The 22,712-nt window shown below is 72.6% G+C and carries 24 protein-coding genes; 19 read left to right on the forward strand and 5 right to left on the reverse strand.

Annotated features, from left to right (window positions below; all coding sequences use genetic code 11):
* Positions 1-44: 44 nt before the first annotated feature.
* The 8 genes from ACPPVS_RS07280 (at position 45) to dnaE (ending at position 7,983) form a co-directional block, all read left to right on the forward strand.
* The gene (locus tag ACPPVS_RS07280; RefSeq protein ID WP_426595362.1) at positions 45-542 is read left to right on the forward strand and encodes a cell division protein SepF; all 498 of its coding nucleotides are present in this window, start codon (positions 45-47) and stop codon (positions 540-542) included.
* Between the two features lie 3 nt (positions 543-545).
* On the forward strand, positions 546-821 hold the full coding sequence (locus ACPPVS_RS07285) for a YggT family protein (protein WP_426595363.1): 276 nt from the start codon (positions 546-548) through the stop codon (positions 819-821).
* A 142-nt stretch (positions 822-963) separates the two neighbouring features.
* Entirely contained in the window at positions 964-1,647 is a 684-nt protein-coding gene (locus tag ACPPVS_RS07290) for a DivIVA domain-containing protein (protein WP_426595364.1), read from the forward strand.
* A 190-nt stretch (positions 1,648-1,837) separates the two neighbouring features.
* The gene (locus ACPPVS_RS07295) at positions 1,838-2,299 is read left to right on the forward strand and encodes a TraR/DksA family transcriptional regulator (RefSeq protein ID WP_426595365.1); all 462 of its coding nucleotides are present in this window, start codon (positions 1,838-1,840) and stop codon (positions 2,297-2,299) included.
* Positions 2,300-2,319: 20 nt separating this feature from the next.
* The gene (lspA, locus tag ACPPVS_RS07300) at positions 2,320-2,955 is read left to right on the forward strand and encodes a signal peptidase II (protein ID WP_426595366.1); all 636 of its coding nucleotides are present in this window, start codon (positions 2,320-2,322) and stop codon (positions 2,953-2,955) included.
* A complete protein-coding gene (locus tag ACPPVS_RS07305) occupies positions 2,948-3,886 on the forward strand; it encodes an RluA family pseudouridine synthase (RefSeq protein ID WP_426595367.1) in 939 nt (312 codons plus the stop codon). The genes lspA and ACPPVS_RS07305 overlap by 8 nt, the downstream gene beginning before the upstream one ends.
* Positions 3,883-4,353: a GNAT family N-acetyltransferase gene (locus ACPPVS_RS07310; protein ID WP_426595368.1), complete on the forward strand. Its 471-nt coding sequence runs from the start codon at positions 3,883-3,885 to the stop codon at positions 4,351-4,353. The genes ACPPVS_RS07305 and ACPPVS_RS07310 overlap by 4 nt, the downstream gene beginning before the upstream one ends.
* Before the next feature lie 87 nt (positions 4,354-4,440).
* Positions 4,441-7,983: a DNA polymerase III subunit alpha gene (gene dnaE, locus ACPPVS_RS07315; protein ID WP_426595369.1), complete on the forward strand. Its 3,543-nt coding sequence runs from the start codon at positions 4,441-4,443 to the stop codon at positions 7,981-7,983.
* Between the two features lie 19 nt (positions 7,984-8,002).
* Here dnaE and ACPPVS_RS07320 read toward each other — a convergent pair whose 3' ends face one another.
* Together ACPPVS_RS07320 and ACPPVS_RS07325 are read right to left on the reverse strand one after the other, a co-directional pair.
* A complete protein-coding gene (locus ACPPVS_RS07320) occupies positions 8,003-8,560 on the reverse strand; it encodes a peroxiredoxin (protein WP_426595370.1) in 558 nt (185 codons plus the stop codon).
* A gap of 2 nt (positions 8,561-8,562) precedes the next feature.
* Positions 8,563-8,781 carry an RNA-binding S4 domain-containing protein gene (locus tag ACPPVS_RS07325; RefSeq protein WP_426595371.1) on the reverse strand — a complete coding sequence of 73 codons (219 nt, stop codon included), beginning with the start codon at positions 8,779-8,781 and terminating at the stop codon, positions 8,563-8,565.
* 79 nt (positions 8,782-8,860) lie between these two features.
* On the opposite strand from ACPPVS_RS07325, the gene hisD reads away from it, so the two are divergent.
* The 11 genes from hisD (at position 8,861) to ACPPVS_RS07380 (ending at position 20,964) form a co-directional block, all read left to right on the forward strand.
* Positions 8,861-10,183 (forward strand): histidinol dehydrogenase, encoded by a 1,323-nt coding sequence (gene hisD, locus ACPPVS_RS07330; RefSeq protein ID WP_426595372.1) that lies wholly within the window; start codon positions 8,861-8,863, stop codon positions 10,181-10,183.
* Positions 10,184-10,256: 73 nt separating this feature from the next.
* Positions 10,257-11,279: a 3-oxoacyl-ACP synthase III gene (locus ACPPVS_RS07335; RefSeq protein WP_426595373.1), complete on the forward strand. Its 1,023-nt coding sequence runs from the start codon at positions 10,257-10,259 to the stop codon at positions 11,277-11,279.
* On the forward strand, positions 11,276-13,876 hold the full coding sequence (locus tag ACPPVS_RS07340; protein WP_426595374.1) for an alpha/beta fold hydrolase: 2,601 nt from the start codon (positions 11,276-11,278) through the stop codon (positions 13,874-13,876). The genes ACPPVS_RS07335 and ACPPVS_RS07340 overlap by 4 nt, the downstream gene beginning before the upstream one ends.
* A gap of 29 nt (positions 13,877-13,905) precedes the next feature.
* Positions 13,906-14,862 carry an NAD-dependent epimerase/dehydratase family protein gene (locus ACPPVS_RS07345; RefSeq protein ID WP_426595901.1) on the forward strand — a complete coding sequence of 319 codons (957 nt, stop codon included), beginning with the start codon at positions 13,906-13,908 and terminating at the stop codon, positions 14,860-14,862.
* Between the two features lie 9 nt (positions 14,863-14,871).
* Positions 14,872-15,993 (forward strand): histidinol-phosphate transaminase, encoded by a 1,122-nt coding sequence (locus tag ACPPVS_RS07350; RefSeq protein ID WP_426595375.1) that lies wholly within the window; start codon positions 14,872-14,874, stop codon positions 15,991-15,993.
* The gene (gene hisB, locus ACPPVS_RS07355; protein ID WP_426595376.1) at positions 15,983-16,585 is read left to right on the forward strand and encodes an imidazoleglycerol-phosphate dehydratase HisB; all 603 of its coding nucleotides are present in this window, start codon (positions 15,983-15,985) and stop codon (positions 16,583-16,585) included. The genes ACPPVS_RS07350 and hisB overlap by 11 nt, the downstream gene beginning before the upstream one ends.
* The gene (locus ACPPVS_RS07360) at positions 16,582-17,076 is read left to right on the forward strand and encodes a hypothetical protein (RefSeq protein ID WP_426595377.1); all 495 of its coding nucleotides are present in this window, start codon (positions 16,582-16,584) and stop codon (positions 17,074-17,076) included. Before hisB ends, ACPPVS_RS07360 begins: the two co-directional genes overlap by 4 nt.
* An 8-nt stretch (positions 17,077-17,084) precedes the next feature.
* On the forward strand, positions 17,085-18,791 hold the full coding sequence (locus ACPPVS_RS07365; protein WP_426595378.1) for a cation:proton antiporter: 1,707 nt from the start codon (positions 17,085-17,087) through the stop codon (positions 18,789-18,791).
* A gap of 60 nt (positions 18,792-18,851) precedes the next feature.
* On the forward strand, positions 18,852-19,493 hold the full coding sequence (locus tag ACPPVS_RS07370; protein WP_426595379.1) for an imidazole glycerol phosphate synthase subunit HisH: 642 nt from the start codon (positions 18,852-18,854) through the stop codon (positions 19,491-19,493).
* Positions 19,490-20,230: a bifunctional 1-(5-phosphoribosyl)-5-((5-phosphoribosylamino)methylideneamino)imidazole-4-carboxamide isomerase/phosphoribosylanthranilate isomerase PriA gene (priA, locus tag ACPPVS_RS07375; protein ID WP_426595380.1), complete on the forward strand. Its 741-nt coding sequence runs from the start codon at positions 19,490-19,492 to the stop codon at positions 20,228-20,230. The genes ACPPVS_RS07370 and priA overlap by 4 nt, the downstream gene beginning before the upstream one ends.
* Positions 20,231-20,232: 2 nt before the next feature.
* Positions 20,233-20,964: an SseB family protein gene (locus ACPPVS_RS07380; RefSeq protein WP_426595381.1), complete on the forward strand. Its 732-nt coding sequence runs from the start codon at positions 20,233-20,235 to the stop codon at positions 20,962-20,964.
* On the opposite strand, the gene ACPPVS_RS07385 is transcribed toward ACPPVS_RS07380, so the two are convergent.
* From ACPPVS_RS07385 to ACPPVS_RS07395, 3 genes are read right to left on the reverse strand one after another with little or no spacing between them, the layout of a single operon-like run.
* A complete protein-coding gene (locus ACPPVS_RS07385; RefSeq protein WP_426595382.1) occupies positions 20,961-21,359 on the reverse strand; it encodes a spore germination protein GerW family protein in 399 nt (132 codons plus the stop codon). The two genes, ACPPVS_RS07380 and ACPPVS_RS07385, sit on opposite strands and share 4 nt — an antisense overlap.
* A gap of 17 nt (positions 21,360-21,376) precedes the next feature.
* Positions 21,377-22,099: a S1C family serine protease gene (locus ACPPVS_RS07390; RefSeq protein WP_426595383.1), complete on the reverse strand. Its 723-nt coding sequence runs from the start codon at positions 22,097-22,099 to the stop codon at positions 21,377-21,379.
* Positions 22,096-22,677 (reverse strand): hypothetical protein, encoded by a 582-nt coding sequence (locus tag ACPPVS_RS07395; protein ID WP_426595384.1) that lies wholly within the window; start codon positions 22,675-22,677, stop codon positions 22,096-22,098. The genes ACPPVS_RS07390 and ACPPVS_RS07395 overlap by 4 nt, the downstream gene beginning before the upstream one ends.
* Positions 22,678-22,712: the final 35 nt, after the last annotated feature.

Genomic DNA, 22,712 nt, shown 5'->3' on the forward strand with positions numbered 1-22,712 from the left:
GGTTCTGGGGAGGTCCGCAGAGATGCGGGGAGGGAGCCAACGCGATGGCCGGAGCGCTGCGCAAGACGATGCTGTACCTCGGCCTGGCCGACGACAGGGCCGAGCACGAGGACTACCTCGAGGACTATGACGACGGGGAGGTCGCTGTGCCGACCGAGTACGAGGCCCAGGTCACGCCGCTGCACCGCCCGACCCGTTCGGCCGCGCCGACGCAGGCCAACGTCGCGGTCCACACGCCGGCGCCCGCCGGCGAGCTGCGCCGCATCACGACGATCCACCCGCGCTCGTACAACGACGCGCGCAAGATCGGCGAGGCGTTCCGCGAGGGCACCCCGGTGATCATGAACCTGACAGACATGGACGACGCCGACGCCAAGCGTCTCGTCGACTTCTCCGCCGGTCTGATCTTCGGCCTGCACGGGGCGATCGAGCGCGTCACCAGCAAGGTCTTCCTGCTGTCCCCGGCGCACGTGGAGGTTGCCGGCGAGGCCGCGACGCCGCCCGAGCAGCCGGTGCGCGCGGGCTTCTACAACCAGAGCTGACGCGTGCAACTCGTCCGACAGGTTCTGCACCTCGTCGTCCTGGTCTTCTTCCTCATCCTGCTCGTGCGACTCGTGCTGGACTGGGTCCAGTTCTTCGCGCGGGAGTGGCGCCCGTCGGGCGTCTCTCTGGTGATCGCCGAGGTCACGTACTCGGTGACCGACCCCCCGCTCAAGGCGCTGAGACGGATCATCCCGTCCGTCAGGATCGGCTCGGTCCAGCTGGATCTGGCGTTCATGGTGCTCTTCTTCATCTGCTTGATCCTGCTGCAGGTGCTCTGAGGCCTACGAACCACCCATCCGTGGGCGTGTCGCGGGGGCGTGCACCGAGGACTTTCTCCGATACCGTGGCCCGTGGCGGTCGGTGGACTGCCGCCGGCCCGGCTAGCTTGAGCGACAAGCTCTACCGACAGAGGTGACGACGATGGCGCTGCTGACCGCAGACGAGGTCCTGAACAAGAAGTTCCAGGCCACGAAGTTCCGCGAAGGGTACGACCAGGACGAGGTCGACGACTTCCTCGACGAGGTGGTCAACACCCTCCGGGACATCCAGGGGGAGAACGACGACCTCAAGACGAAGCTGGCCGCGGCCGAGCGTCGCATCGCCGAGCTGAGCCGAGCGGGTGCCCAGCAGTCCGCGCCCGCCGCCAAGCCCGAGCCGACCCCCGAGCCCGTCCCGGCGCCCGCTCCGGTGGTGGCGGCTCCGGTCGCGGCACCGGCCCCGATCGTCGCCCCCGTCGCCGAGGCGCCCCGCGCCAGCGAGCCGGAGTCGGCCACCGGGATGCTCGCCCTGGCCCAGAAGCTGCACGACGACTACGTGCGCAGCGGCCAGGAGGAGTCGGACCGGCTCGTCGGCGAGGCCAAGAGCCAGGCCAACCGCATCGTCCGTGAGGCCGAGGAGACGTCGCAGCGCACGCTCGGCCAGCTCGAGCAGGAGCGGTCGCTCCTGGAGCGGAAGATCGACGAGCTGCGCGTGTTCGAGCGCGACTACCGCACGCGTCTGAAGAGCTACCTCGAGAACCTGCTGGGCGACCTGGACAACCGGGGCAACGCGCTCCCGCCGCGTTCGGGCCAGCCGCAGCCGGTCGGAGACGCACAGAACCTCTGACGGCCACCCGTCGGGCTCTGCGTCCACAGCATCATCACAGGTCAGGTCGGGTTCGCTTCACCCATCACGCCGGGTGCGACCTGGCGCGTCCGCTCTCAGCGGAGCGCCCGGTTTCACCCGGCGTGTTGTGTTGTGTCCGCTCCGACACCCGCATACAGTCACGTGACTTCGAGGACAGGGGGGCCCGTCAGTGGCCATCAACGACGCACTGAGCGCGATCGACGTCAGCACCGACACCAAGGAGCTGGCAAAGATGGTGCGGGGGCTGCCCGTCCGTGACGGGGAGAAGGCATGGACAGCCCGCGAGGTCAAGGACATCGCCGAGGAGCTCACCAGCGACATCGACCGTCTGACCAGCGAGCTCGCGGCCGCAGACGCCGAGCTGTCCGACCTGCTGCGCAACTCCGGTGACGGCGCCGGCGACGACCAGGCCGACTCCGGTTCGTCGGCGCTCGAGCGTGAGCAGGAGCTGACGCTCGTCAACAACACGCGCGACCTCCTGTCCCAGACGCAGCGGGCCCTGGCCCGCATCTCGCACGGCACGTTCGCGGCCTGCGAGTCCTGCGGTCGGGCGGTCGGCAAGGCGCGCCTCCAGGCATTCCCGCGGGCCAGCCTGTGCGTCGAGTGCAAGCAGCGCGAAGAACGTCGCTGACGCGCACGTAGACTCCTGCGGTGCCCACCACCTCGGACGACCGTCCCGTCGCGCCCTCGGCGAGCCCTCGCCGGCGCCGCCTGCTGATCCTGCTCTTCTCGATCACGGTCGTCGTACTGGTCCTGGACCAGCTGTCGAAGGTGTGGGCGCTGGACAACCTCGAGTCCGGTGTACGTCGAGTTCTCGTCGGTGACCTGCTCGGACTGCAGCTCGTGTTCAACTCCGGCGCGGCGCTGAGCATCGCCACGGGCATGACCTGGTTGCTGACCATCGTCGCCGTCGCGGTCATCGTCTTCATCGTGCGCGCGAGCCGCCGTATCGGGTCGCGCGGGTGGGCGGTCGCCCTGGGCCTGCTTCTCGGTGGTGCGCTCGGGAACCTCATGGACCGGCTGTTCCGGGAACCCGGGTTCGGACGGGGGCACGTCGTCGACTTCATCGCGTACTGGAACGTGTTCGTCGGCAACGTCGCCGACATCGCGATCGTCGTCGCGGCGGTCATGATCGTGTTCCTCGCCGCCACCGGCGTGCACATCGACGGCTCTCGAGAGGGCCGGGACGGTCGGGGAGAGGGCGAGGCGATCCAAGGCGCAACGGACGCCGACGACGCCGATCCGGCGCCGGAGGGCACGCCCGACGCGTCCGAGCGCAATGCCTGACACCCGGGCGATGCCCGTGCCGGACGGGCTCGTGGGCGAACGCGTCGACGCGGCCCTGTCGCGGCTCCTCGGCCTGTCGCGGACCCGTGCGGCGGAGATCGCCGAGGCGGGCGGGGTGCACCTGGACGGCAAGGAGCTCGGCAAGTCGGACCGGCTGCTCGCGGGCGGCTGGCTCGAGGTCGAGATCCCCGACGTGGCACCGGCGGCGAGCATCGAGATCGTCGCCGAACCCGTTCCCGGCATGGTCATCGTCTACGACGACGACGACGTCGTGGTCATCGACAAGCCGGTCGGCGTCGCGGCGCACCCGTCGCCGGGCTGGACGGGTCCGACCGTCGTCGGCGCCCTGCTCGCGGCCGGATACCGCATCTCGACGTCCGGGGCGGCCGAGCGGCAGGGGATCGTGCACCGGCTCGACGTCGGCACGTCGGGCCTCATGGTCGTCGCCAAGAGCGAGCACGCGTACACCGTGCTCAAGCGGGCCTTCAAGGAGCGCACGGTCGAGAAGGTCTACCACGCGCTCGTGCAGGGCCACCCCGAGCCGACCACGGGCACCATCGACGCGCCGATCGGGCGGCACCCCAGCTCGGACTGGAAGTTCGCGGTCGTCGCGGACGGCAAGCCCTCGGTGACCCACTACGAGGTGCTGGAGATGCTGCCGGCGGCGTCGTTGGTCGAGGTGCACCTGGAGACCGGGCGCACGCACCAGATCCGCGTGCACTTCGCCGCCCTGCGGCACCCGTGCGTCGGCGACCTCACCTACGGCGCCGACCCGACCCTGGCCGCGCGCGTGCACCTCACGCGCCAGTGGCTGCACGCCAAGCGGCTCGGCTTCCATCACCCGAGCACGGGCGAGTGGCTCGAGCTGAGCAGCGAGTACCCGGACGACCTGGCCCGCGCGCTGGCGACGCTGCAGGACGGGTACGCATGAGCGTGCGCGTGGTCCCGGTCGACACGACCGAGCTCCGCGAGGCGATGCGCACGATCCGCATGACGGTGTTCGTCGCGGAGCAGGGAGTCGATCCCGACCACGAGATGGACGACCTCGACGACGACCCGACGACGCTGCACGTCGTTGCGCTCGACGACGACGGCACGGCGCTGGGCACCGCAAGGCTGCTGCCGCCGCACGACGGACCGGCCCACATCGGCCGGGTCGCCGTCTCCGCACGAGCGCGTGGCCTCGGCGTCGGGGCCCTGCTGATGACCTCCCTCGAGGCCGCGGCTCTCGACCGGTACGCCGTCGACGGTGAGGTCACCGTCGAGCTCAGCGCGCAGGAGCAGGCGCTCGGTTTCTACGCCCGGATCGGCTACGTCGCGCGGCCCGGGCGCCACCTGGACGAGAACATCTGGCACCGCGACGCCGTCAAGATCGTCCGGGTCTCCGACACGCCCTAGCCGTTGCCGCTCGACACGCCGAGGGCGCCGCCCGGGCGACGGAGTGGTGACGATCCGGTGTCGGTGGGGCGACGTAGGATCGCCCGCATGGCATCTGCTGGAGGCTCCGACTTCGTCCACCTCCACGTGCACACCGAGTACTCGATGCTGGACGGCGCGGCACGACTCGGGGACCTGTTCGCCGAGGTCGAGCGGCTCGGTCAGACGGCCATCGCCACCACCGACCACGGCTACCTGTTCGGCGCGTTCGACTTCTGGTCCAAGGCCACTGCTGCCGGGATCAAGCCGATCATCGGGGTCGAGGCCTACGTCACGCCGGGGACCAGCCGATTCGACCAGACGCGCGTGCGCTTCGGCCAGCAGGGCCAGGAGTCCGACGACGTTTCGGCGCGCGGCTCCTACACGCACATGACGCTGCTGGCCCGCAACAACGAGGGTCTGCACAACCTGATGCGTGCGAGCTCGCTGGCCTCGCTCGAGGGCCAGATGGGCAAGTGGCCGCGCATGGACCGCGACCTGCTGCAGCGCTACGGGAGCGGCCTGATCGCCACCAGCGGCTGCCCGTCGGGCGAGATCCAGACGCGGCTCCGGCTCGGCCAGTGGGACGAGGCCGTCCGCGTGGCCGGCGAGCTGCAGGACATCTTCGGCAAGGAGTACTTCTACATCGAGCTGATGGACCACGGGATCGAGATCGAGACCCGTGTGCTCAAGGACCTGCTGCGGATCGGGGAGACGATCGGTGCGCCCCTGCTGGCCACCAACGACCTGCACTACGTCAAGCAGGAGGACCGCGGTTCGCAGGACGCGCTGCTGGCCATCAACTCCGGCTCCACGCTGACGGATCCCGACCGGTTCAAGTTCGACGGCGACGGCTTCTACGTGAAGTCCGCGCAGGAGATGCGCCGCATCTGGGCCGAGCTGCCCGAGGCCTGCGACAACACGTTGCTCGTCGCGGAGCAGTGCGAGGTCACGTTCAACACGTCGGCCAACTACATGCCGAACTACCCGGTCCCGGCCGGCGAGGACGAGACCAGCTGGTTCGTCAAGGAGGTCGAGACCGGCCTGCACGTGCGCTACCCGGACGGGATCCCCGACGAGGTGCGGGCGCAGGCCGAGTTCGAGACCGAGGTCATCACGAACATGGGCTTCCCGGGGTACTTCCTCGTGGTCGCGGACTTCATCAACTGGGCCAAGAACAACGGCATCCGCGTCGGGCCCGGCCGTGGTTCGGGTGCCGGTTCCATGGCGGCCTACGCCATGCGGATCACCGACCTCGACCCGCTGCAGCACGGCCTGATCTTCGAGCGGTTCCTCAACCCCGACCGCGTCTCGATGCCCGACTTCGACGTGGACTTCGACGAGCGTCGGCGCGGCGAGGTCATCCGGTACGTGACCGACAAGTACGGCGAGGACCGGGTCGCGCAGATCGTCACGTACGGCACCATCAAGGCCAAGCAGGCTCTCAAGGACTCCGCGCGGCTTCTGGGCATGCCGTTCGCCATGGGGGAGAAGCTCACCAAGGCGATGCCGCCCGCGATCATGGGCAAGGACATCTCGCTCACCGGCATCTTCGACCCGGCCGACAAGCGCTACAACGAGGCCGAGGAGTTCCGGCAGGTCCACGCGGCCGACCCGGAGGCCCAACGCGTCGTCGAGCTGGCCAAAGGCATCGAGGGCCTGAAGCGCCAGTGGGGCGTGCACGCGGCCGGCGTCATCATGTCGAGCGACCCGCTGATCGACATCATCCCGATCATGCGCCGCCCGCAGGACGGTGCGGTCATCACGCAGTTCGACTACCCGACGTCCGAGGGCCTCGGCCTGATCAAGATGGACTTCCTCGGGCTGCGGAACCTGACGATCCTCGACGACGCGCTCGAGAACATCGTCATGAACGGCAAGGAGCCGGTGGTCCTCGAGGATCTCGCGCTCGACGACCGCGCCACGTACGAGCTGCTCGGTCGAGGCGACACCCTCGGCGTGTTCCAGCTCGACGGCGGAGGCATGCGGTCGTTGCTGCGGCTCATGCGGCCCGACAACTTCGAGGACATCTCGGCCGTCGGCGCCCTGTACCGGCCCGGTCCGATGGGCGCGAACTCGCACACCAACTACGCGCTGCGCAAGACCGGCGCGCAGCCGGTCACCCCGATCCACCCGGAGCTCGAGGAGCCGCTGGCGGAGATCCTGGGCACCACGTACGGCCTGATCGTCTACCAGGAGCAGGTCATGGCGATCGCGCAGCGCGTCGCCGGCTACTCGCTCGGGCAGGCCGACATCCTGCGCCGCGCGATGGGCAAGAAGAAGAAGTCCGAGCTGGACAAGCAGTTCGAGGGCTTCTCGGGCGGCATGGTCGAGCGGGGCTTCTCGATGGCGGCCGTGCAGACGCTGTGGGACATCCTGCTGCCGTTCTCCGACTATGCCTTCAACAAGGCGCACTCGGCGGCGTACGGGGTCATCTCCTACTGGACCGCCTACCTCAAGGCCAACTACTCGACCGAGTACATGGCCGCGCTGCTCACGAGCGTGCGCGACGACAAGGACAAGTCGGCGCTGTACCTCGGCGAGGCCCGGCACATGGGGATCGTCGTCCTGCCGCCCGACGTGAACTCCTCGTCGGCCAACTTCACGGCCGTGGGCTCCGACATCCGGTTCGGGCTGACCGCGGTGCGCAACGTCGGCGCCAACGTGGTCGACGCGATCGTGCGGACCCGCGAGGAGAAGGGCGCGTTCACGTCGTTCACCGACTTCCTGGACAAGGTGCCGGCCGTCGTCTGCAACAAGCGGACCATCGAGTCGCTCATCAAGGCCGGCGCGTTCGACTCGCTCGGGCATCCGCGCCGCGCGCTGCTGCTCGTCCACGAGCAGGCGGTCGACTCAGTGATCGGCGTCAAGCGCAAGGAGGCCGAGGGCCAGTTCGACCTGTTCGCGGACCTGATGGGTGGCGACGACGACGTCACGCAGGGCTTCGCGGTCGTCGTGCCGGACCTGCCCGACTGGGACAAGAAGCAGCGGCTCGCGTTCGAGCGGGAGATGCTCGGCCTGTACGTCTCCGACCACCCGCTTTCCGGCCTCGAGCACGTGCTCGCGGCCGCGGCGGACGTCTCGATCGCCACGCTGCTCGCGGACGAGGCCCGGCCCGACGGGTCCACGGTCGTCGTCGCGGGCCTGGTCACGTCGCTGCAGCGCAAGATGTCGAAGCAGGGCAACCCGTGGGCCGCGGTCACCATCGAGGACATGGAGGGCTCGGTCGAGATCATGTTCTTCGGCGAGACCTACCTGGCCTACTCCACGGCGCTGGCCGAGGACGCGGTGGTCGTGATCCGTGGCCGCGTCCGGCGTCGCGACGAGACCATGCAGCTGCAGGCCATGGAGGTCTCGCTGCCCGACGTGTCGCAGGCCGCGGACGCCCCGGTCGTCGTGTCGATGTCGGTGGCCCGCTGCACCCCACCGGTGGTGGAGCGGCTCCGCGAGGTGCTGGCCACCCACCCGGGCGTCACGGAGGTGCACCTGCGGCTCACGAGCCCGGGCCGCGCGACCGTGATGCGGCTGGACCACGGCCTGCGGGTGCAGCGCTCACCGTCGTTGTTCGGCGACCTCAAGGCGCTGCTGGGCCCGAGCTGCCTCGCGTCCTGACCGCTCACTACCCCTTACGTCACGCGGTCAGCCACGCGAGCACCTCGGCCGCGTGCGCGTCGGGCGGAAACACGGGGTAGAACACCTTCTCGACGACGCCGTCGCGCACGATCATCGTCAGCCTGCGCAGCAGCGCCTCGCCGCCGGCCTCGAACGTGGGCAGCCGCAGGGCGGTCGCCAGGAGCCGGTGCTCGTCGCTGAGCAGCGCGAACGGCAGGTGCAGCCGGTCGACGGCCTCCCGCTGGTAGGTGGTGTCCTGGGTCGAGAGCCCGTAGACGGCGGTGGCGCCGGCGGCCAGGAGGTCGTCGTGGTGGTCACGGAACGCGCACGCCTCGGGCGTGCACCCGCGCGCGCCGGGGATCCGGTCCCAGCCGTCGGGCACGACGCCGTCGGGTCCGCCTGTGCGCGGGTAGGCATAGAGGACGGTGCGGCCCGGTGGCAGGGCGCCGAGGGCGACCAGGGCGCCGTCCGTGGACCGCAGCGAGACGGCCGGCATCGCGGACCCGGGCAGGTGGTCGGCCGCGCCGTCGTCGACCGGAACCGGCAGGTCGGCGGGCAACCGGGTCAGGTCGACCACGCTCAGGCGACCGTCGCTTCCTTGTAGCCGGCGGGCAGGTCCACCTCGACGACGTCGCCCTTCACCAGCTGGCGGCCACGGCGGTTCTCGTCCTCGCCGTTGACCGTGACGGCGCCCTCGTCGAGCAGTGCCCGGGCGTGCGCGCCGGAGTCGGCGAGGTCGGCGAGCTTGAGGAACTGCCCGAGCCGGATGGAGTCGTCGGAGATGGGGACGCTGCTCATGGCCCCAGTGTGGCGCAGCGCACGCCCGTACGTCGGCACCGGTGAGCCCCCTCGTGGGACCGGGTCTTAGACTCGGCACGTGATCACCCGCATCGACCTGCGCGGTCGCACGCTGACGCGCCGCGAGCTCCTCGACGAGCTGCCTCGCGCGGAGGTCGACGTCGAGCACGCCGCCGAGGTGGTCGCCCCCATCCTCATCGACGTGCGGAAGCGCGGTGCGGCGGAGCTGCGCGACCTCGCCGAGCGGTTCGACGGTGTCCGCCCCGTGCACCTGCGGGTGCCCGCCGACGTGCTCGCGGCGTCGGTCGGCGCGCTGGACCCGGACGTGCGGTCGGCGCTCGACGAGACGATCCGGCGCGTCCGGCTGGTGCACGCCGCGCAGCGGCCCGCCGACTTCACGGTCGACGTGGTGCCCGGCGCGCAGGTCCGGCAGAGGTGGGTCCCGGTCCGCCGGGTCGGGCTGTACGTGCCGGGCGGTCTGGCCGTCTACCCGTCGTCGGTCGTCATGAACGTCGTCGCGGCCCAGGAGGCCGGCGTCGGCTCGCTGGCCGTGTCGTCGCCGCCGCAGAAGGACGAGAACGGGCTGCCCGACCCGGTGGTGCTGGCGACGTGCGCCCTGCTGGGTGTCGACGAGGTGTACGCCGTGGGTGGTGCGCAGGCGGTCGCGATGTTCGCGTACGGCGCGGCCGGCAGCGACGAGGTCGACGGCGACATCCTGTGCGAGCCGGTCGACGTGATCACAGGCCCCGGCAACGTGTACGTCGCGGCGGCCAAGCGGCTGGTGCGGGGGGTGGTCGGCATCGACGCCGAGGCCGGCCCCACCGAGATCGCCGTCCTCGCCGACGGGACCGCGGACGCGACGCACGTGGCCGCGGACCTGGTCTCGCAGGCCGAGCACGACCCGCTCGCCGCGGCCGTGCTCGTCACGCCCTCGGTCGAGCTCGCGGGCGCGGTCGAGGCCAAGCTCGCCGACCGCGTGGAGGCGACCGAGCACCGCGAGCGGGTGATGACGGCGCTGAGCGGCAAGCAGTCCGCGATCGTGCTCGTCGACGACCTCGAGCAGGGTCTCGAGGTGGTGAACGCCTACGGCGCCGAGCACCTCGAGATCCAGGCGGTCGGCGCGGCCGAGCTCGCCGAGCGGATCACCAGCGCCGGCGCGATCTTCGTCGGCCCCTACTCGCCTGTCTCGCTCGGCGACTACATGGCAGGCTCCAACCACGTCCTTCCGACGGGCGGCTGTGCGCACTTCACCAGTGGTCTCGGCGTGCACTCCTTCCTGCGCGCGGTGCAGGTGATCGAGTACGACGCCGACGCGCTGGCCGACGTGGCCGACCGCATCGTCGCCCTGGCGGAGGCCGAGGGGCTGCCGGCGCACGGCGAGGCGGTGCGAGCCCGATTCTGATATCCCGACGGTGCGCCGCCCGCACCTGCCCCCGCGCCCGATCTTTGCACCCCAGCCGAAACGAGGACCGCCTGTGACGGGCAACGCGACGTTCCGCCACCGAGACGTCGCGCTGCTGGCCGTCGTAGGCATCGAGGCTCCTGTCGTCGTGCCGTCGACCGTGTTCGACGAGCGCCTCGCCCCGACCCTCAAGCGCCTGCACCTGCCGAGCGGCCTGCTGCCGCGCGTGGCGGGCGTGCACGAGCGTCGCTGGTGGGACAGCACGATGACGTTCGACGAGGCCGCGATGGCCGCGGGCGCCAAGGCGCTGGCCGAGGCCGGGATCGACGCGGGCGACGTCGGCCTGCTCATCAACACGTCGGTGACGCGCACGTTCCTCGAACCGTCAGTCGCGTCCCGCATCCACAACGGGCTGAGCCTGCCGACGAGCGCTCTCGGGTTCGACCTGACCAACGCGTGCCTCGGGTTCGTGAACGGCCTGACGCTCGCCGCGCAGCTGATCGACGCCGGCCAGGTGCAGTACGCGCTGATCGTCAACGGCGAGGACCCCGGTCCCACGCAGGAGGCCACGATCGAGCGGCTGCTGCGACCGGAGACCACGCGCGAGCAGTTCCTCGAGGAGTTCGCCACCCTGACGCTCGGCGCCGGCGCGGCCGCGGCCGTGCTCGGCCCGGCGCACCTGCACCCGGGAGCGCACCGGGTGGTCGGTGGCGTCGCCCGCTCGGCCACGCAGCACCACGAGCTGTGCGTCGGCGGCGTCGACGGGATGCAGGCCGACGCGGGTGGTCTGCTGACCCACGGCATCCAGCTCGTCGTCGACGCGTGGAACGAGTCCGCTGACGAGTGGGGCTGGTCCGAGCTCGACCGCGTGGTCACGCACCAGGTCTCCACCGTGCACACCAAGGCGATCGTCGAGGCGCTCGACCTCGACCCCGACCGGGTGCCCATGACGTTCCCGCGCTGGGGCAACGTGGGTCCGGCCGCACTGCCGATGACGCTCGCCAGCGAGGCGGACTCGTTGCGTTCGGGCGACCGGGTCCTGTGCATGGGCGTGGGGTCGGGCCTGCACGCGGCCATGACCGAGATCGTCTGGTGACGGACGGGACAGTCGGACACACGGCCGTCGCGTCGTCGCCCCCGCGGGCGCTGCTGGAAGCCGGTGGCATCGATCCGCTGTGGTCTCGTCTGGTCGAGGTGCCGGCGCGCGACGGCGGCCCGGTGCGCACGTGGCACCTGCTCGACAACGCGGCCACCCTGACGCAGGAGCCGGTCGGCACCCTGCTGTGCGTGCACGGCAACCCGACGTGGTCCTACCTGTGGCGACGGCTTGTGGCGGCGGGTGCCCGCGAGCAGCGGCCGTGGCGCGTGATCGCCGTCGACCAGCTCGAGATGGGCTACTCCGAACGCACCGGTGACACCCACCGGCTGGCCGACCGGGTGGCAGACCTCGGCGCGCTGACCGACGAGCTGGGCCTCACGGGTCCCGTGGTCACCGTCGGGCACGACTGGGGCGGGCTGATCAGCCTGGGCTGGGCGCTCGACCACCCGGACCTGCTGGCGGGCGTGGTGCTCACCAACACGGCGGTGTTCCAGTCGGTCGACGAGCGGGTACCGCCGGCCCTGCGGGTCGCGATGGCGCCGGCCGTGCTCCCGCTGACCACGACGACGACCCCGGCGTTCCTCGAGACGACGCTCGCGATCGCGCACCCCAAGCTCGACCGGTCGGTGGCCGACGGCTTCCGCGCGCCGTACGACTCCGCGGAGCGCCGGGCCGGCATCGGCGGGTTCGTCGCCGACATCCCCGCGTCCGCCGACCATCCGAGCCGCCCGGAGCTGGAGCGCATCGCCGAGGGGGTGCGCGGGCTCGACGTCCCGGCGCTGCTCCTCTGGGGGCCGCGTGACCCGGTGTTCACGGCCCGCTACCTGCGTGACCTGCGCGATCGTCTGCCGCACGCCGACGTGCACCGGTTCGAGGGCGCGGGTCACCTCGTGGTCGAGGACCGCGACGTCGCCGGCGGTGTCCTGCGCTGGCTGGACGCCCGGTTCGGCGACCCGACCCCGGCGCCGACGGTCGCGCACGAGCCGTACCGCGCCATGGGGGCGACGCTCGCGGCGCGGGCCGACGACGACGGCACCGCACTGATCGAGCTCGGTGCGCACGCGCGCCGCGCCACGTGGCGGGCGCTCGCCGCCCGGACCGAGGAGCTGGCCCGGGGCCTCGCCGCGAGCGGTGTGCGACCGGGGGACCGCGTCGCGCTGCTCGTGCCGCCCGGCGTCGATCTCACCTCGGTGCTCTACGCGTGCCTGCGCCTGGGGGCCGTGGTGGTCGTCGCGGACGCCGGCCTGGGCGTGCAGGGGCTCACCCGAGCCGTCCGCGCCGCCGAGCCGAGCGTCGTCATCGGCATCGAGCGGGCGCTCGTCGCCGCACGCTGGCTGCGCTGGGCGCCGACGCTCATCAGCGCCGGGCCCCTTCGTGCCGGGACCGCCAAGGCGCTCGGCGTCCGTGCATCCCTCGACGACGTCGCCGCGCTCGGGCGGGCCTCGTCCGACCAGCTGCCCTGGCCGGACCCGGACGCCGACGCGGCCATCCTGTTCACCTCGGGATCGACCGGGCCTGCCAAGGGCGTCGCCTACACGCACCGCCGGCTCGCCGCGATGCGCGACGCCGTCGCACGGACCTACGAGATCGGTCCCGACAGCCCGCTCGTGGCCGCGTTCGCACCGTTCGTGCTCCTCGGACCGGCGCTCGGCGCCACCAGTGCGAGCCCGGACATGGACGTGACCGCGCCGGGGACATTGACGGCCGCGGCGCTCGCGGAGGCGGTCGACGCGATCGACGGCGCGGTCGTGTTCGCCTCGCCTGCGGCGCTCGCCTCGGCGGTCAGGACCGGCTCCGAGCTCAGCGCCTCGGACCGCAGCGCCCTGGCCGGCGTGCGGCTGTTCCTGTCCGCCGGTGCCCCGGTGCCGCCCGCGCTGCTCGAGTCGGCGGTCGCGCTGATGCCGAACGCCGAGGCGCACACGCCGTACGGGATGACCGAGTCGCTGCTGGTCACCGACGTGTCGCTGGGCCAGCTCCGTGCCGCGGGTCCGGGCAACGGTGTCTGCGTCGGGCGACCCGTCGTGGGTGCGACCGTCGCGATCAGCGCGCTCGACGCCGACGGGGAGGCGAGCGGGTCTCCGGACACCGTGCCGGGCGTGACCGGCGAGGTGCTCGTCTCCGCCGCGCACGTCAAGGAGCGGTACGACGGCCTCTGGATCACGCAGGACGCCTCGGCACGCGACGCGGGGTGGCACCGCACGGGCGACGTCGGCCACCTCGACGCCGACGGGCTGCTCTGGATCGAGGGTCGGCTGGCGCACGTGCTGGTCACGGACGCCGGCGTGGTCACGCCCGTCGGGCTCGAGCACCGCGCCGCGACCGTCGACGGGGTCGTCTCTGCGGCCGTCGTGGGCGTCGGGCCGCGCGGCACCGAGCAGGTCGTCGTCGTGGTCGAGACCGCCGGTGCGTCCCCGCTCGTCGCGGAGCCGCCGCTCGCGGCGGCCGTCCGGGCCGCCGTGGCGCCGACCGTCGTCGCCGCGGTCCTCGTCGCGCCGAAGCTGCCCACCGACGTGCGCCACAACTCCAAGATCGACCGCACGCGGGTGGCGCGGTGGGCATCGCGCGTGCTCGCGGGGGAGCGGGCACGCCTGTGACACGCGTGCTCGTCACCGGCGCCAGCGGCATGCTCGGACGCGCGGTCGCCGCGAGGCTCGTGACCGACGGGCACGACGTGCGCACCCTGCAGCGCAGCGCGTCGGGCGTCGCGACCGACGTGATCGGGTCCGTCACCGACGACGCCGCCGTGGCCGAGGCGGTCCGCGACCGGGACGCGGTGATCCACCTCGCCGCGAAGGTCTCGATCACCGGTCCGCTGGCCGAGTACGAGGACGTCAACGTGGGCGGGACCGAGCGGCTCCTGCGCGCCGCCCGGGAGGCGGGCGTCACGCGGTTCGTGCACGTGTCGTCGCCGTCCGTCGCGCACGTCGGCAGCTCGCTGACCGGCGCCGGAGCGGACCCCGCGGACCCCGACGGCGCCCGCGGCAGCTATGCCCGCACCAAGGCCGCCGCCGAGCTGCTCGCGCTCGCGGCCGACCGGGTCGGTGGCATGCGCGTGGTCGTCGTCCGACCGCACGTCGTCTGGGGGCCCGGCGACACCCAGCTGGTCGGCCGGATCGTCGATCGTGCCCGCGCGGGCCGGCTCCCGGTGCTCGGCGCCGGGACGGCGCTCATCGACACCACCTACGTGGACAACGCCGTCGACGCGCTCGTCGCCGCGCTGCACGCCGACGAGGCCGCGTACGGCGAGGCCTACGTGGTCACCAACGGGGAGCCGCGTCCCGTCCTGGAGCTCCTCGACGGCATCTGCGCGGCCTCGGGCGTGCCGACGCCTCGTCGCCACGTCCCGGCCGTCGTGGCCCGCGCGGTGGGCGGCCTGCTCGACACGGCGTGGGCGCGCCTGCCGCTGCCGGGGGAACCGCCGCTCACGCGGTTCGCCGCCGAGCAGATGTCGACCGCGCACTGGTTCGACCAGCGCCGCACGCGTGAGGCGCTCGGCTGGTCGCCCGTCGTGAGCCTCGACGAGGGGCTTGCGCGGCTCGCTGCCTGGACCGCCGACGAGGCCTCGCGCGTCGTTCCCTAGACTCGGCACGTGACCGCCGATCTCGTCCGTCCAGAGCTGCCGCTGCGTCCCGAGCTTGCCGGGATCGCGCCCTACGGTGCTCCGCACCTGCACGTGCCGACCGTGCTGAACGTCAACGAGAACCCGTACGCCCCGTCGGCCGAGGTCGTTGCCGACATCGCCGCAGCGGTCGCCGAGGCCGCCACCGGCCTGAACCGTTACCCGGACCGCGACTTCCGGGCGCTCCGCGCCGACCTGGCCGCCTACCTGCTCGTCGAGTCGGGCGTCGGCCTGGCGCCCGAGCAGGTCTGGGCCGCGAACGGGTCGAACGAGGTCATGCTGCACATCCTGCAGGCGTTCGGCGGTCCCGGGCGGACGGCGCTGTCGTTCGCGCCCACGTACTCGATGTACCCGGAGTACGCGCGGGACACGTCGACCGCCTGGGTGACCGGCCGCCGCGAGGAGGACTTCGGGCTGGACCCGGACGTCGCCGTCGCCACGATCGAGCGGCACGCTCCGTCGGTCGTCCTGCTGGCGAGCCCGAACAACCCGACCGGTACCGCCCTGCCGGCACGCACCGTGCTCGCCGTGCTCGACGCCGCGGCGCGTGTGCCGGGCGGCTGCGTGGTGGTCGTCGACGAGGCCTACGGCGAGTTCCGTCGCACGGGCACGCCGTCCGCGCTCGAGCTGTTGGCCGACCACCCGCACCTGGCCGTCAGCCGCACCATGTCCAAGGCGTTCGGGCTGGCGGGTGCGCGGGTGGGCTACCTGGCCGCCTCGACCGCTTTCGTCGACGCCCTGACGGTGGTCCGGCTGCCGTACCACCTGTCGGCCGTGACGCAGGCGACCGCACGCGCCGCCCTGCGGCACGCACCCGAGCTGATGGCGCAGGTCGGTTCGCTGCGCGACGAGCGCGACGCGCTGGTGACCTGGCTCCGGGACCGCGGGCTGACGGTCGCTGACTCCGACGCGAACTTCGTGCTCTTCGGGGTGTTCGACGACCGGCACGCGATCTGGCAGGGTCTGCTCGACCGTGGCGTGCTGATCCGTGAGGTCGGCCCGGACGGATGGCTGCGGGTGTCGGTCGGCACCCCGCAGGAGACGCAGGCGTTCAAGGACGCCCTGGTGGAGGTGGCTTGCCTTGAGTCCTAGGACCGCACGCATCGAGCGCGCGACCAGCGAGTCCAGCGTGCTCGTCGAGCTCGACCTGGACGGCACGGGGAAGACCGACATCTCGACGACGGTGCCGTTCTACGACCACATGCTCACCGCGCTGGGCAAGCACTCGCTCATCGACCTGACCGTCAAGGCGACGGGCGACACCGACATCGACGCGCACCACACCGTCGAGGACGTGGCTATCACGATCGGCCAGGCGCTGCGGCAGGCGCTGGGCGACAAGCGCGGGATCTCGCGGTTCGGCGACGCCACCGTGCCTCTCGACGAGGCGCTCGCGCAGGCGGTCGTGGACGTGTCCGGCCGGCCATACCTGGTGCACACCGGCGAGCCGCCCGGGCAGGAGTACCACCTCATCGGCGGCCACTTCACGGGGTCGCTGACGCGCCACGTGCTCGAGTCGATCGCGCACCACGCCGCGTTCAGCATCCACGTCCGCGTTCTGGCCGGCCGCGACCCGCACCACATCGTCGAGGCCCAGTTCAAGGCCTTGGCGCGTGCGCTGCGGTTCGCGGTCGAGCTGGACCCGCGGGTGGAGGGGATCCCCTCCACCAAGGGAGCGCTATGAGCGAGGACCTGCCCGACGACTTCGAGGTCCCCGACGACCTGTCGTCCCTGCTCGACGGCGGCACCGAGGAGCCCTCGGTCGTCCTGATCCTGACCCCCGTCGCCGCCGCGGCCCCGCTCGCCGCGACGTGCGTCCTGGCCAAGGTGGACGCCGACGTGGTCCTTACCGAGGTGGGCGCCGTCGCCGCGCCGCGGGACAGGACCGCGGCCCGGGCGTCGGCCGCGGTGGTGTCCCAGCTGCTGCGCCAGGTGCCGATCGTGCTGCTCGAGCGCCGCGAGGGCCAGATCACCGCCACCCGGTGGGTGGGCGGCGCGCAACAGGGCGAGAACCTGCCCCCGGGGCTCGTGCTCTCGGACGCGCCGGCGGTGCTGGAGGACCTGCTGCTGGGGTCGGTCGAGATCGGGTCGCTCGAGGGGGTCGTCTCGACGGACGGCCTTTCCCGGTGGAAGGCGCTGCGGATGATCACGGGGTCGGGCAAGCCCAAGAAGTAGGGACTCGCATGGAGTACGCACCCGTCCTGGTGGTCGCCGTGATCGGCATCGTCGCGGTCGCGCGGTTGGCGCCGAAGGTCGGGGTCGCTGCTCCGTTGCTGCTGGTCCTGCTGGGCGTGGTGGCGAGCTTCGTGCCGGGAGCGCCCGACCTGAACCTCCCGCCGGAGCTGATCCTGGCGGGCATCCTGCCGCCCTTGCTGTACTCGTCGGCCGTGTCGATGCCGGGGATGGACTTCCGGCGCGACTTCGGCGCGATCGGTGGGCTCTCCGTCGTGCTCGTCGTGCTCAGCGCCGTGATCCTGGGCGTGTTCTTCGCACGTGTGCTCGACATCGGCCTGGCGACGGGGATCGCGCTCGGTGCGGTGGTCAGCCCCACGGACGCGGTGGCGACGTCCATCACCCGCAAGCTCGGCGTGTCGTCGCGGCTGGTCACCGTGCTCGAGGGCGAGAGCATGCTCAACGACGCATCGGCGCTGGTGCTCCTGCGGTCCGCCATCGCGGCGACGGCCGTGACCGTCTCGCTCTGGCACGTGCTCGGCTCGTTCGTCTACGCGGTCGTGGTCGCCACGGTGATCGGCGTCGTCGTGGGGTCGCTCAACCTGCGCGTCCGGGCGGCCATCCCCGAACCGGCCGCGAACACCGCGGTCTCGTTCGTCGCGCCCTTCGTCGCGTTCCTGCCTGCGGAGCACCTGGGCGCCTCGGGCCTGGTCGCGGCGGTCGTCGCGGGACTCGTCACGGGCCAGGGGGCGCCGCGCTTCCTGCGCCCGCAGGACCGGATCGCGGAGGAGGCGAACTGGGGCACGGTCGAGCTGCTGCTCGAGGGTGCGGTATTCCTGGTCATGGGCTACGAGCTGCAGGAGCTGGTGGCGCAGGCCCGCGAGCACGGTGGCTCGGCGCTGCCCGCGGTCGGTCTCGGCCTCGCCGCGATCGCCCTGACCCTCGCGGTCCGTGCGCTGTACGTCTCGCCGCTCGTCTGGTGGCTGGCCAAGCGCGCGGGTGCGAGCGACCGGATGAAGGAGCGCTACGCCCAGGTGACCGAGACGCTGGCCGCCGACGAGTCGCAGGGGCCCCGCATCGAGCGGCGTCGACGGCACTGGACCCGCCGCACGACCCGGGGCCTCGCGGACATCGACTACCTGGTGTCGTCGCCGCTGGGCGCCAAGGAGGGGACGGTGCTCGTCTGGGCCGGCATGCGTGGCGCGGTCACGCTCGCGGCAGCCCAGACGCTGCCGCAGGACACACCGCAGCGGTCGCTCCTCATCCTGATCGCGTTCGTCGTCGCGGCCGGGAGCCTGCTGGTGCAGGGCGGGACGCTGCCCTGGGTCGTCCGGGCGCTCGGCGTCGGCTCGTCCGGGCCGCCCGAGAACGACCCGGAACGGGCGCAGCTCCTGCAGGCGCTGTCGCAGGCTGCGGTCGCGCTCATCGACGACCCGGCGCTCGTGCGCCGGGACGGGACGCCGTACAGCCAGCGGCTCCTGGACGGCATGCGGACGGTCTCGGTGCGCCGCGCTGCCGACTTCGCCGCGGAGGAACCGCGTGTGATCACGGACCAGATGCTCGAGCTCCAGCTGGCCGTCATCAAGGCCCAGCGCGAGGCGCTGCTGCGGGCGCGGTCCGACGGCACGTTCGGCTCGGGCACCCTGAGCGCCGCGCTGGCGATCCTCGACGCGGACCAGATCAGCGCCGAGCTCAAGGGCGCACCGACCGACGACTGAGCCCGTCTCGCGGACCGGGAGGACGCGGGGGCGGCGCGCCACCGCGGGTACCGTTGCCGCGTGCCTGCCCCTACCGTCGTCGTCCTCGACCACGGCACAGGCGACGCCACCGGGTTCGTCGCCGCGCTGGAGCGTGCGGGCGCGTCCGTCGACGTCAGCCTCGACAAGAAGGCTGCCTCGGAGGCCGACGGCCTCGTGATCGTCGGCGACGGCGATCTGGCGGAGCTCCTGACCGGCCTGCGCGCGGTGGGCGCCGACCAGGTGATCGACCGCCGGCTCGCAGGCGGCCGCCCCGTCCTCGCGGTCGACGTCGGTCTGCACGCGATGTTCACCGGTCCGGGCGTCGAGGGTCTGCAGGAGTGGCCCGGCACGGTCGAGGAGCACGTGCACGACGGCTGGTCGACCCTTGAGGTGCCGGAGGGGTCGGCGCTCTTCGCGGGCCTCGGGGACGTCCCCTTCCGGTTCGCGCACGCGTACGCCGCGCGCCGGTTCCCGCTGCTCGAGACCTGGCCGTCCGACACCCGGCTGAACGCGCCGGTCGTCGTGTGGGCCCGGCACGACGAGCCGTTCGTCGCCGCGGTCGAGAACGGCCCGCTGACCGCGCTGCAGCTGCGCCCCGAGCTCTCGGGTGACGCGGGCGCCACCGTCCTGACCCGCTGGGTCGCCTCGTTGAACTCGTCGAACACGGAGAAGCCCGCATGACCGAACGCCTCCAGCTGTTGCCCGCCGTCGACGTCGCCGACGGTCAGGCCGTCCGGCTGACCCAGGGTGCGGCCGGCACCGAGACGGGCTACGGCGACCCGCTGTCGGCCGCCCTCGACTGGTATGCCGGTGGCGCGGAGTGGATCCACCTGGTCGACCTCGACGCGGCCTTCGGCCGCGGGTCCAACGCGGCGCTGCTGGCCGAGGTCACCGCCGAGCTGTCGGGCAAGGGCGTCAAGGTCGAGCTCTCCGGCGGCATCCGCGACGACGCCTCCGTCGAGCGTGCCCTGGCCACCGGGGCCACCCGGATGAACCTCGGCACGGCGGCCCTGGAGAACCCCGAGTGGACGGCCCGGGTGATCGCGGCCTACGGCGACAGGATCGCGGTCGGCCTGGACGTGCGCGGGACGACGCTGGCCGCCCGCGGCTGGACCCAGGACGGCGGCGACCTCTGGGAGGTCCTCGCCCGCCTCGAGGACGCCGGCTGCGCACGCTACGTGGTCACCGACGTGACCAAGGACGGCATGCTCAACGGCCCGAACGTCGAGCTGCTCGAGCAGATGTGCGCCAAGACCGACGCGCCCGTCGTCGCGTCCGGTGGTGTGTCGAGCCTCGAGGACATCCGCGTGCTGCGCACGCTGGTCCCGCTCGGCGTCGAGGGCTCGATCGTCGGCAAGGCGCTCTACGCGGGTGCGTTCACGCTGCCGCAGGCCCTGGACGTCGCCGGCAGGCCGTGACGATGGCCGGCCGTGAACTGCCGCCGTCGTCGCCCTTCGCCGGCGACGACGGAACGGCCGATCCCGCCGTCGCGGCCGCGCTCGCGGCCGTGGCGGACGGGAGGGGCGGCACGGCCGACGTGGTGGCGGCCCTGCGCGGCACCCGGGTGCTCGTCCCCGTGCTCGCCGAGCTCGAGGTCGAGGACGTCGTCGTGCACGACGGGCACGCGCACACCGTGGACAAGGAGGCCTCGGCGGGCATCGTCGCCCTGCAGGCCCCGGACGGCCGCAGGGCGCTTCCGGTGTTCACGTCCGTGGCCGCCATGACGGCCTGGCGCGCCGACGCCCGGCCGGTCCCGTCGGACGTCGCGCGCGCCGCGCTCTCGGCCGTCACCGAGGGCTGGGAGGTGCTCGTCGTCGACCCCGGCGGCCCGACGACCGTCCTGCTGCCGCGCCCGGCGGTCTGGGCGCTGGCGCAGCAGCAAGCCTGGGACCCCGCCGTGGGACCCGGCGGGCTCGATCCGTCGATCCGCGAGGCGATCGTCTCGGCCGTGTCACCCGTGCGCGGGGTCGTCGCGGTGGACGCGGTCGCGGGGACCCGGGCGGAGGTCGCCGTCGTCGTGGACCTGGTGGCCGGCCTGGACCGCGCGGGTCTGGACGCGGTGCTGGCCGGCGTCAACGCGGCGCTGGCGGGCGTCGAGCTGGTCGCCACGCGCGTCGACTCGCTCGAGCTGCGGCCCCGCGCGGCCCGCTAGCGCCGCTTGACCGCCCACGCCAGCGCGCACACGGTCAGCACGGCGGCCGCGACCAGCTGGCCACCGAGGATCACCCGGTTGACGTCGAGCGTCGGCTGCCAGTGCGTGCCGGTGTCGTCGACGACGAAGACGCCGACCGCCTTGACGTGCGTCGCGTACCCGCCGCCGCCCCCGTGGCCCTCGTTCGCGCCCTTCTCCTCGGCCCCGTCCTCGGCGTGGTGCGGGACGGACATCTCGCCGCCGCCCGAGCCCGAGCCGGTCGCGCCCCAGACGCGCGCCACGGGGATGACGAGCGTCCCGCCGCGCTCGTAGGCCTCCCCGAACACACGCCGGACCGCGAAGGACTCGTTCGCTGCGTTGGTCAGGGTCGACGGGTCGAAGCGCGGGGTTGCCATGGTCGTCCTCCGGTCGGTCAGCTGGTGCAGGGCGTCAGCGGTGTGAACGCCGTGTCGTCGTCCAGCATGGCCCGCAAAGTGCTCACGGGCACCACAAAGCTGTGCCCGTTCTGGTCCTTCGCGTAGACCACCCCGACCACCCGCCCGTCGGCGTCCAGGACCGCCGAGCCGGAGCTGCCCGGCTCGACGGGCGCATCGGTGACCAGCACCTGGCCGAGGTTCTCGTTCAGGGGGTCCGTCCGGCGATCCACGACGTGCCCGGGCGTCACCGTCAGCGCCCGGCCCAGGGGATAGCCGACGACGGTCACGGCGTCGCCGATCTGGGCATCGGCGTCGGCGAGAGCCGGAGCGGCGGGCAGCGTGTCGGTCGTCCGCACGATCGCGAGGTCGGCCAGCCCGGCCGTGGACGCCTCGTCCGCCGTCACGTCGCGTCCGTCGTACGTGCTCACCTGGAGCGTCGAGGTGTCCGCTACGACGTGCCGGTTCGTGATGACGGTGTGGTCGTCGATCGCGAAGCCGGACCCCGTCGACAGCGCACCGCACCCGATGTTGCGGATGCGCACGGCGATCCGCTGCGCGGTGTCGAAGCCGTCGGGGGAGAGGTTGCCCGACGAGCTCGGCGCCGGGACGGGCCCCATGCTCGGCTCGACCCGGGTCGGCACCGGGGCGGGCATCGCGGGCAGTGCGCTGCAGCCGGCGAGGAGGCCGACGACGGCGATCCCGACCAGCCGTCGGATCATCGCTTGAGCTCGGCCTGCAGGGCGGTGTTCGCGGCGGTGGCCTGGCTGCACACGGTCGCGACGTCCTGCCCGAACTGCGTGAGCTGTGCGGTGTCGTACTTCTGAGACTCCTGGAGGTACCCGATGAGCTTCTGCTGGCCCGTGATGCACGCGGCCAGCGCCGTGGCCACCTGACCTGCCGCCTGCGAGACCCGGGCCTGGTAGTCGGCGAGCTCCTGCTGCGTCGCGTTCGTGTCGCCCAGCTGGGCCTTCTCGTTGGCGAGGTCCGTGATGCGCGTCTGCGCCGTCGCGAGCTGTGCGGTGGTCGTGTCGAGCTCCGACTGGGCGGTCGCGAGGTCGCCCTGCGTGCTGGCCAGGTCGGTGGCGCCCTGCGTGGCCAGACGCTCCCAGCCGGCGCTCGACTCCTGCCACGCGCGCGTCGTCGCGAGCATCCGCGCGAGCACGAGACCTGTGCCGACGAGCACCAGCACGAGGACCGCCGACAGGACGACGACCGCCGTGCGCGGACGCCGACGAGCGCGGGGAGCGGGCTGCTCCGGCTCCGCCGGCCAGCCGACGATCGGGTCCTGCGGCGCCATCCGCCCAGGATAGGAGCCGGCACCGTGTGGTCTTC

It is taken from the genome of Cellulomonas sp. McL0617 (assembly GCF_049994875.1).
In the GTDB taxonomy this organism is placed as follows: domain Bacteria; phylum Actinomycetota; class Actinomycetes; order Actinomycetales; family Cellulomonadaceae; genus Cellulomonas.

Bases quoted from the DNA above. Each gene is read 5' to 3' on its own strand.
- ACPPVS_RS07280 (WP_426595362.1), top strand. From the start codon at position 45: ATGGCCGGAGCGCTGCGCAAGACGATGCTGTACCTCGGCCTGGCCGAC.
- ACPPVS_RS07290 (WP_426595364.1), top strand. From the start codon at position 964: ATGGCGCTGCTGACCGCAGACGAGGTCCTGAACAAGAAGTTCCAGGCC.
- ACPPVS_RS07305 (WP_426595367.1), top strand. From the start codon at position 2,948: ATGCCTGACACCCGGGCGATGCCCGTGCCGGACGGGCTCGTGGGCGAA.
- ACPPVS_RS07310 (WP_426595368.1), top strand. From the start codon at position 3,883: ATGAGCGTGCGCGTGGTCCCGGTCGACACGACCGAGCTCCGCGAGGCG.
- dnaE (WP_426595369.1), top strand. From the start codon at position 4,441: ATGGCATCTGCTGGAGGCTCCGACTTCGTCCACCTCCACGTGCACACC.
- ACPPVS_RS07325 (WP_426595371.1), bottom strand. From the start codon at position 8,781: ATGAGCAGCGTCCCCATCTCCGACGACTCCATCCGGCTCGGGCAGTTC.
- ACPPVS_RS07345 (WP_426595901.1), top strand. From the start codon at position 13,906: ATGCTCGGACGCGCGGTCGCCGCGAGGCTCGTGACCGACGGGCACGAC.
- ACPPVS_RS07360 (WP_426595377.1), top strand. From the start codon at position 16,582: ATGAGCGAGGACCTGCCCGACGACTTCGAGGTCCCCGACGACCTGTCG.
- ACPPVS_RS07365 (WP_426595378.1), top strand. From the start codon at position 17,085: ATGGAGTACGCACCCGTCCTGGTGGTCGCCGTGATCGGCATCGTCGCG.
- priA (WP_426595380.1), top strand. From the start codon at position 19,490: ATGACCGAACGCCTCCAGCTGTTGCCCGCCGTCGACGTCGCCGACGGT.
- ACPPVS_RS07380 (WP_426595381.1), top strand. From the start codon at position 20,233: ATGGCCGGCCGTGAACTGCCGCCGTCGTCGCCCTTCGCCGGCGACGAC.
- ACPPVS_RS07385 (WP_426595382.1), bottom strand. From the start codon at position 21,359: ATGGCAACCCCGCGCTTCGACCCGTCGACCCTGACCAACGCAGCGAAC.
- ACPPVS_RS07390 (WP_426595383.1), bottom strand. From the start codon at position 22,099: ATGATCCGACGGCTGGTCGGGATCGCCGTCGTCGGCCTCCTCGCCGGC.
- ACPPVS_RS07395 (WP_426595384.1), bottom strand. From the start codon at position 22,677: ATGGCGCCGCAGGACCCGATCGTCGGCTGGCCGGCGGAGCCGGAGCAG.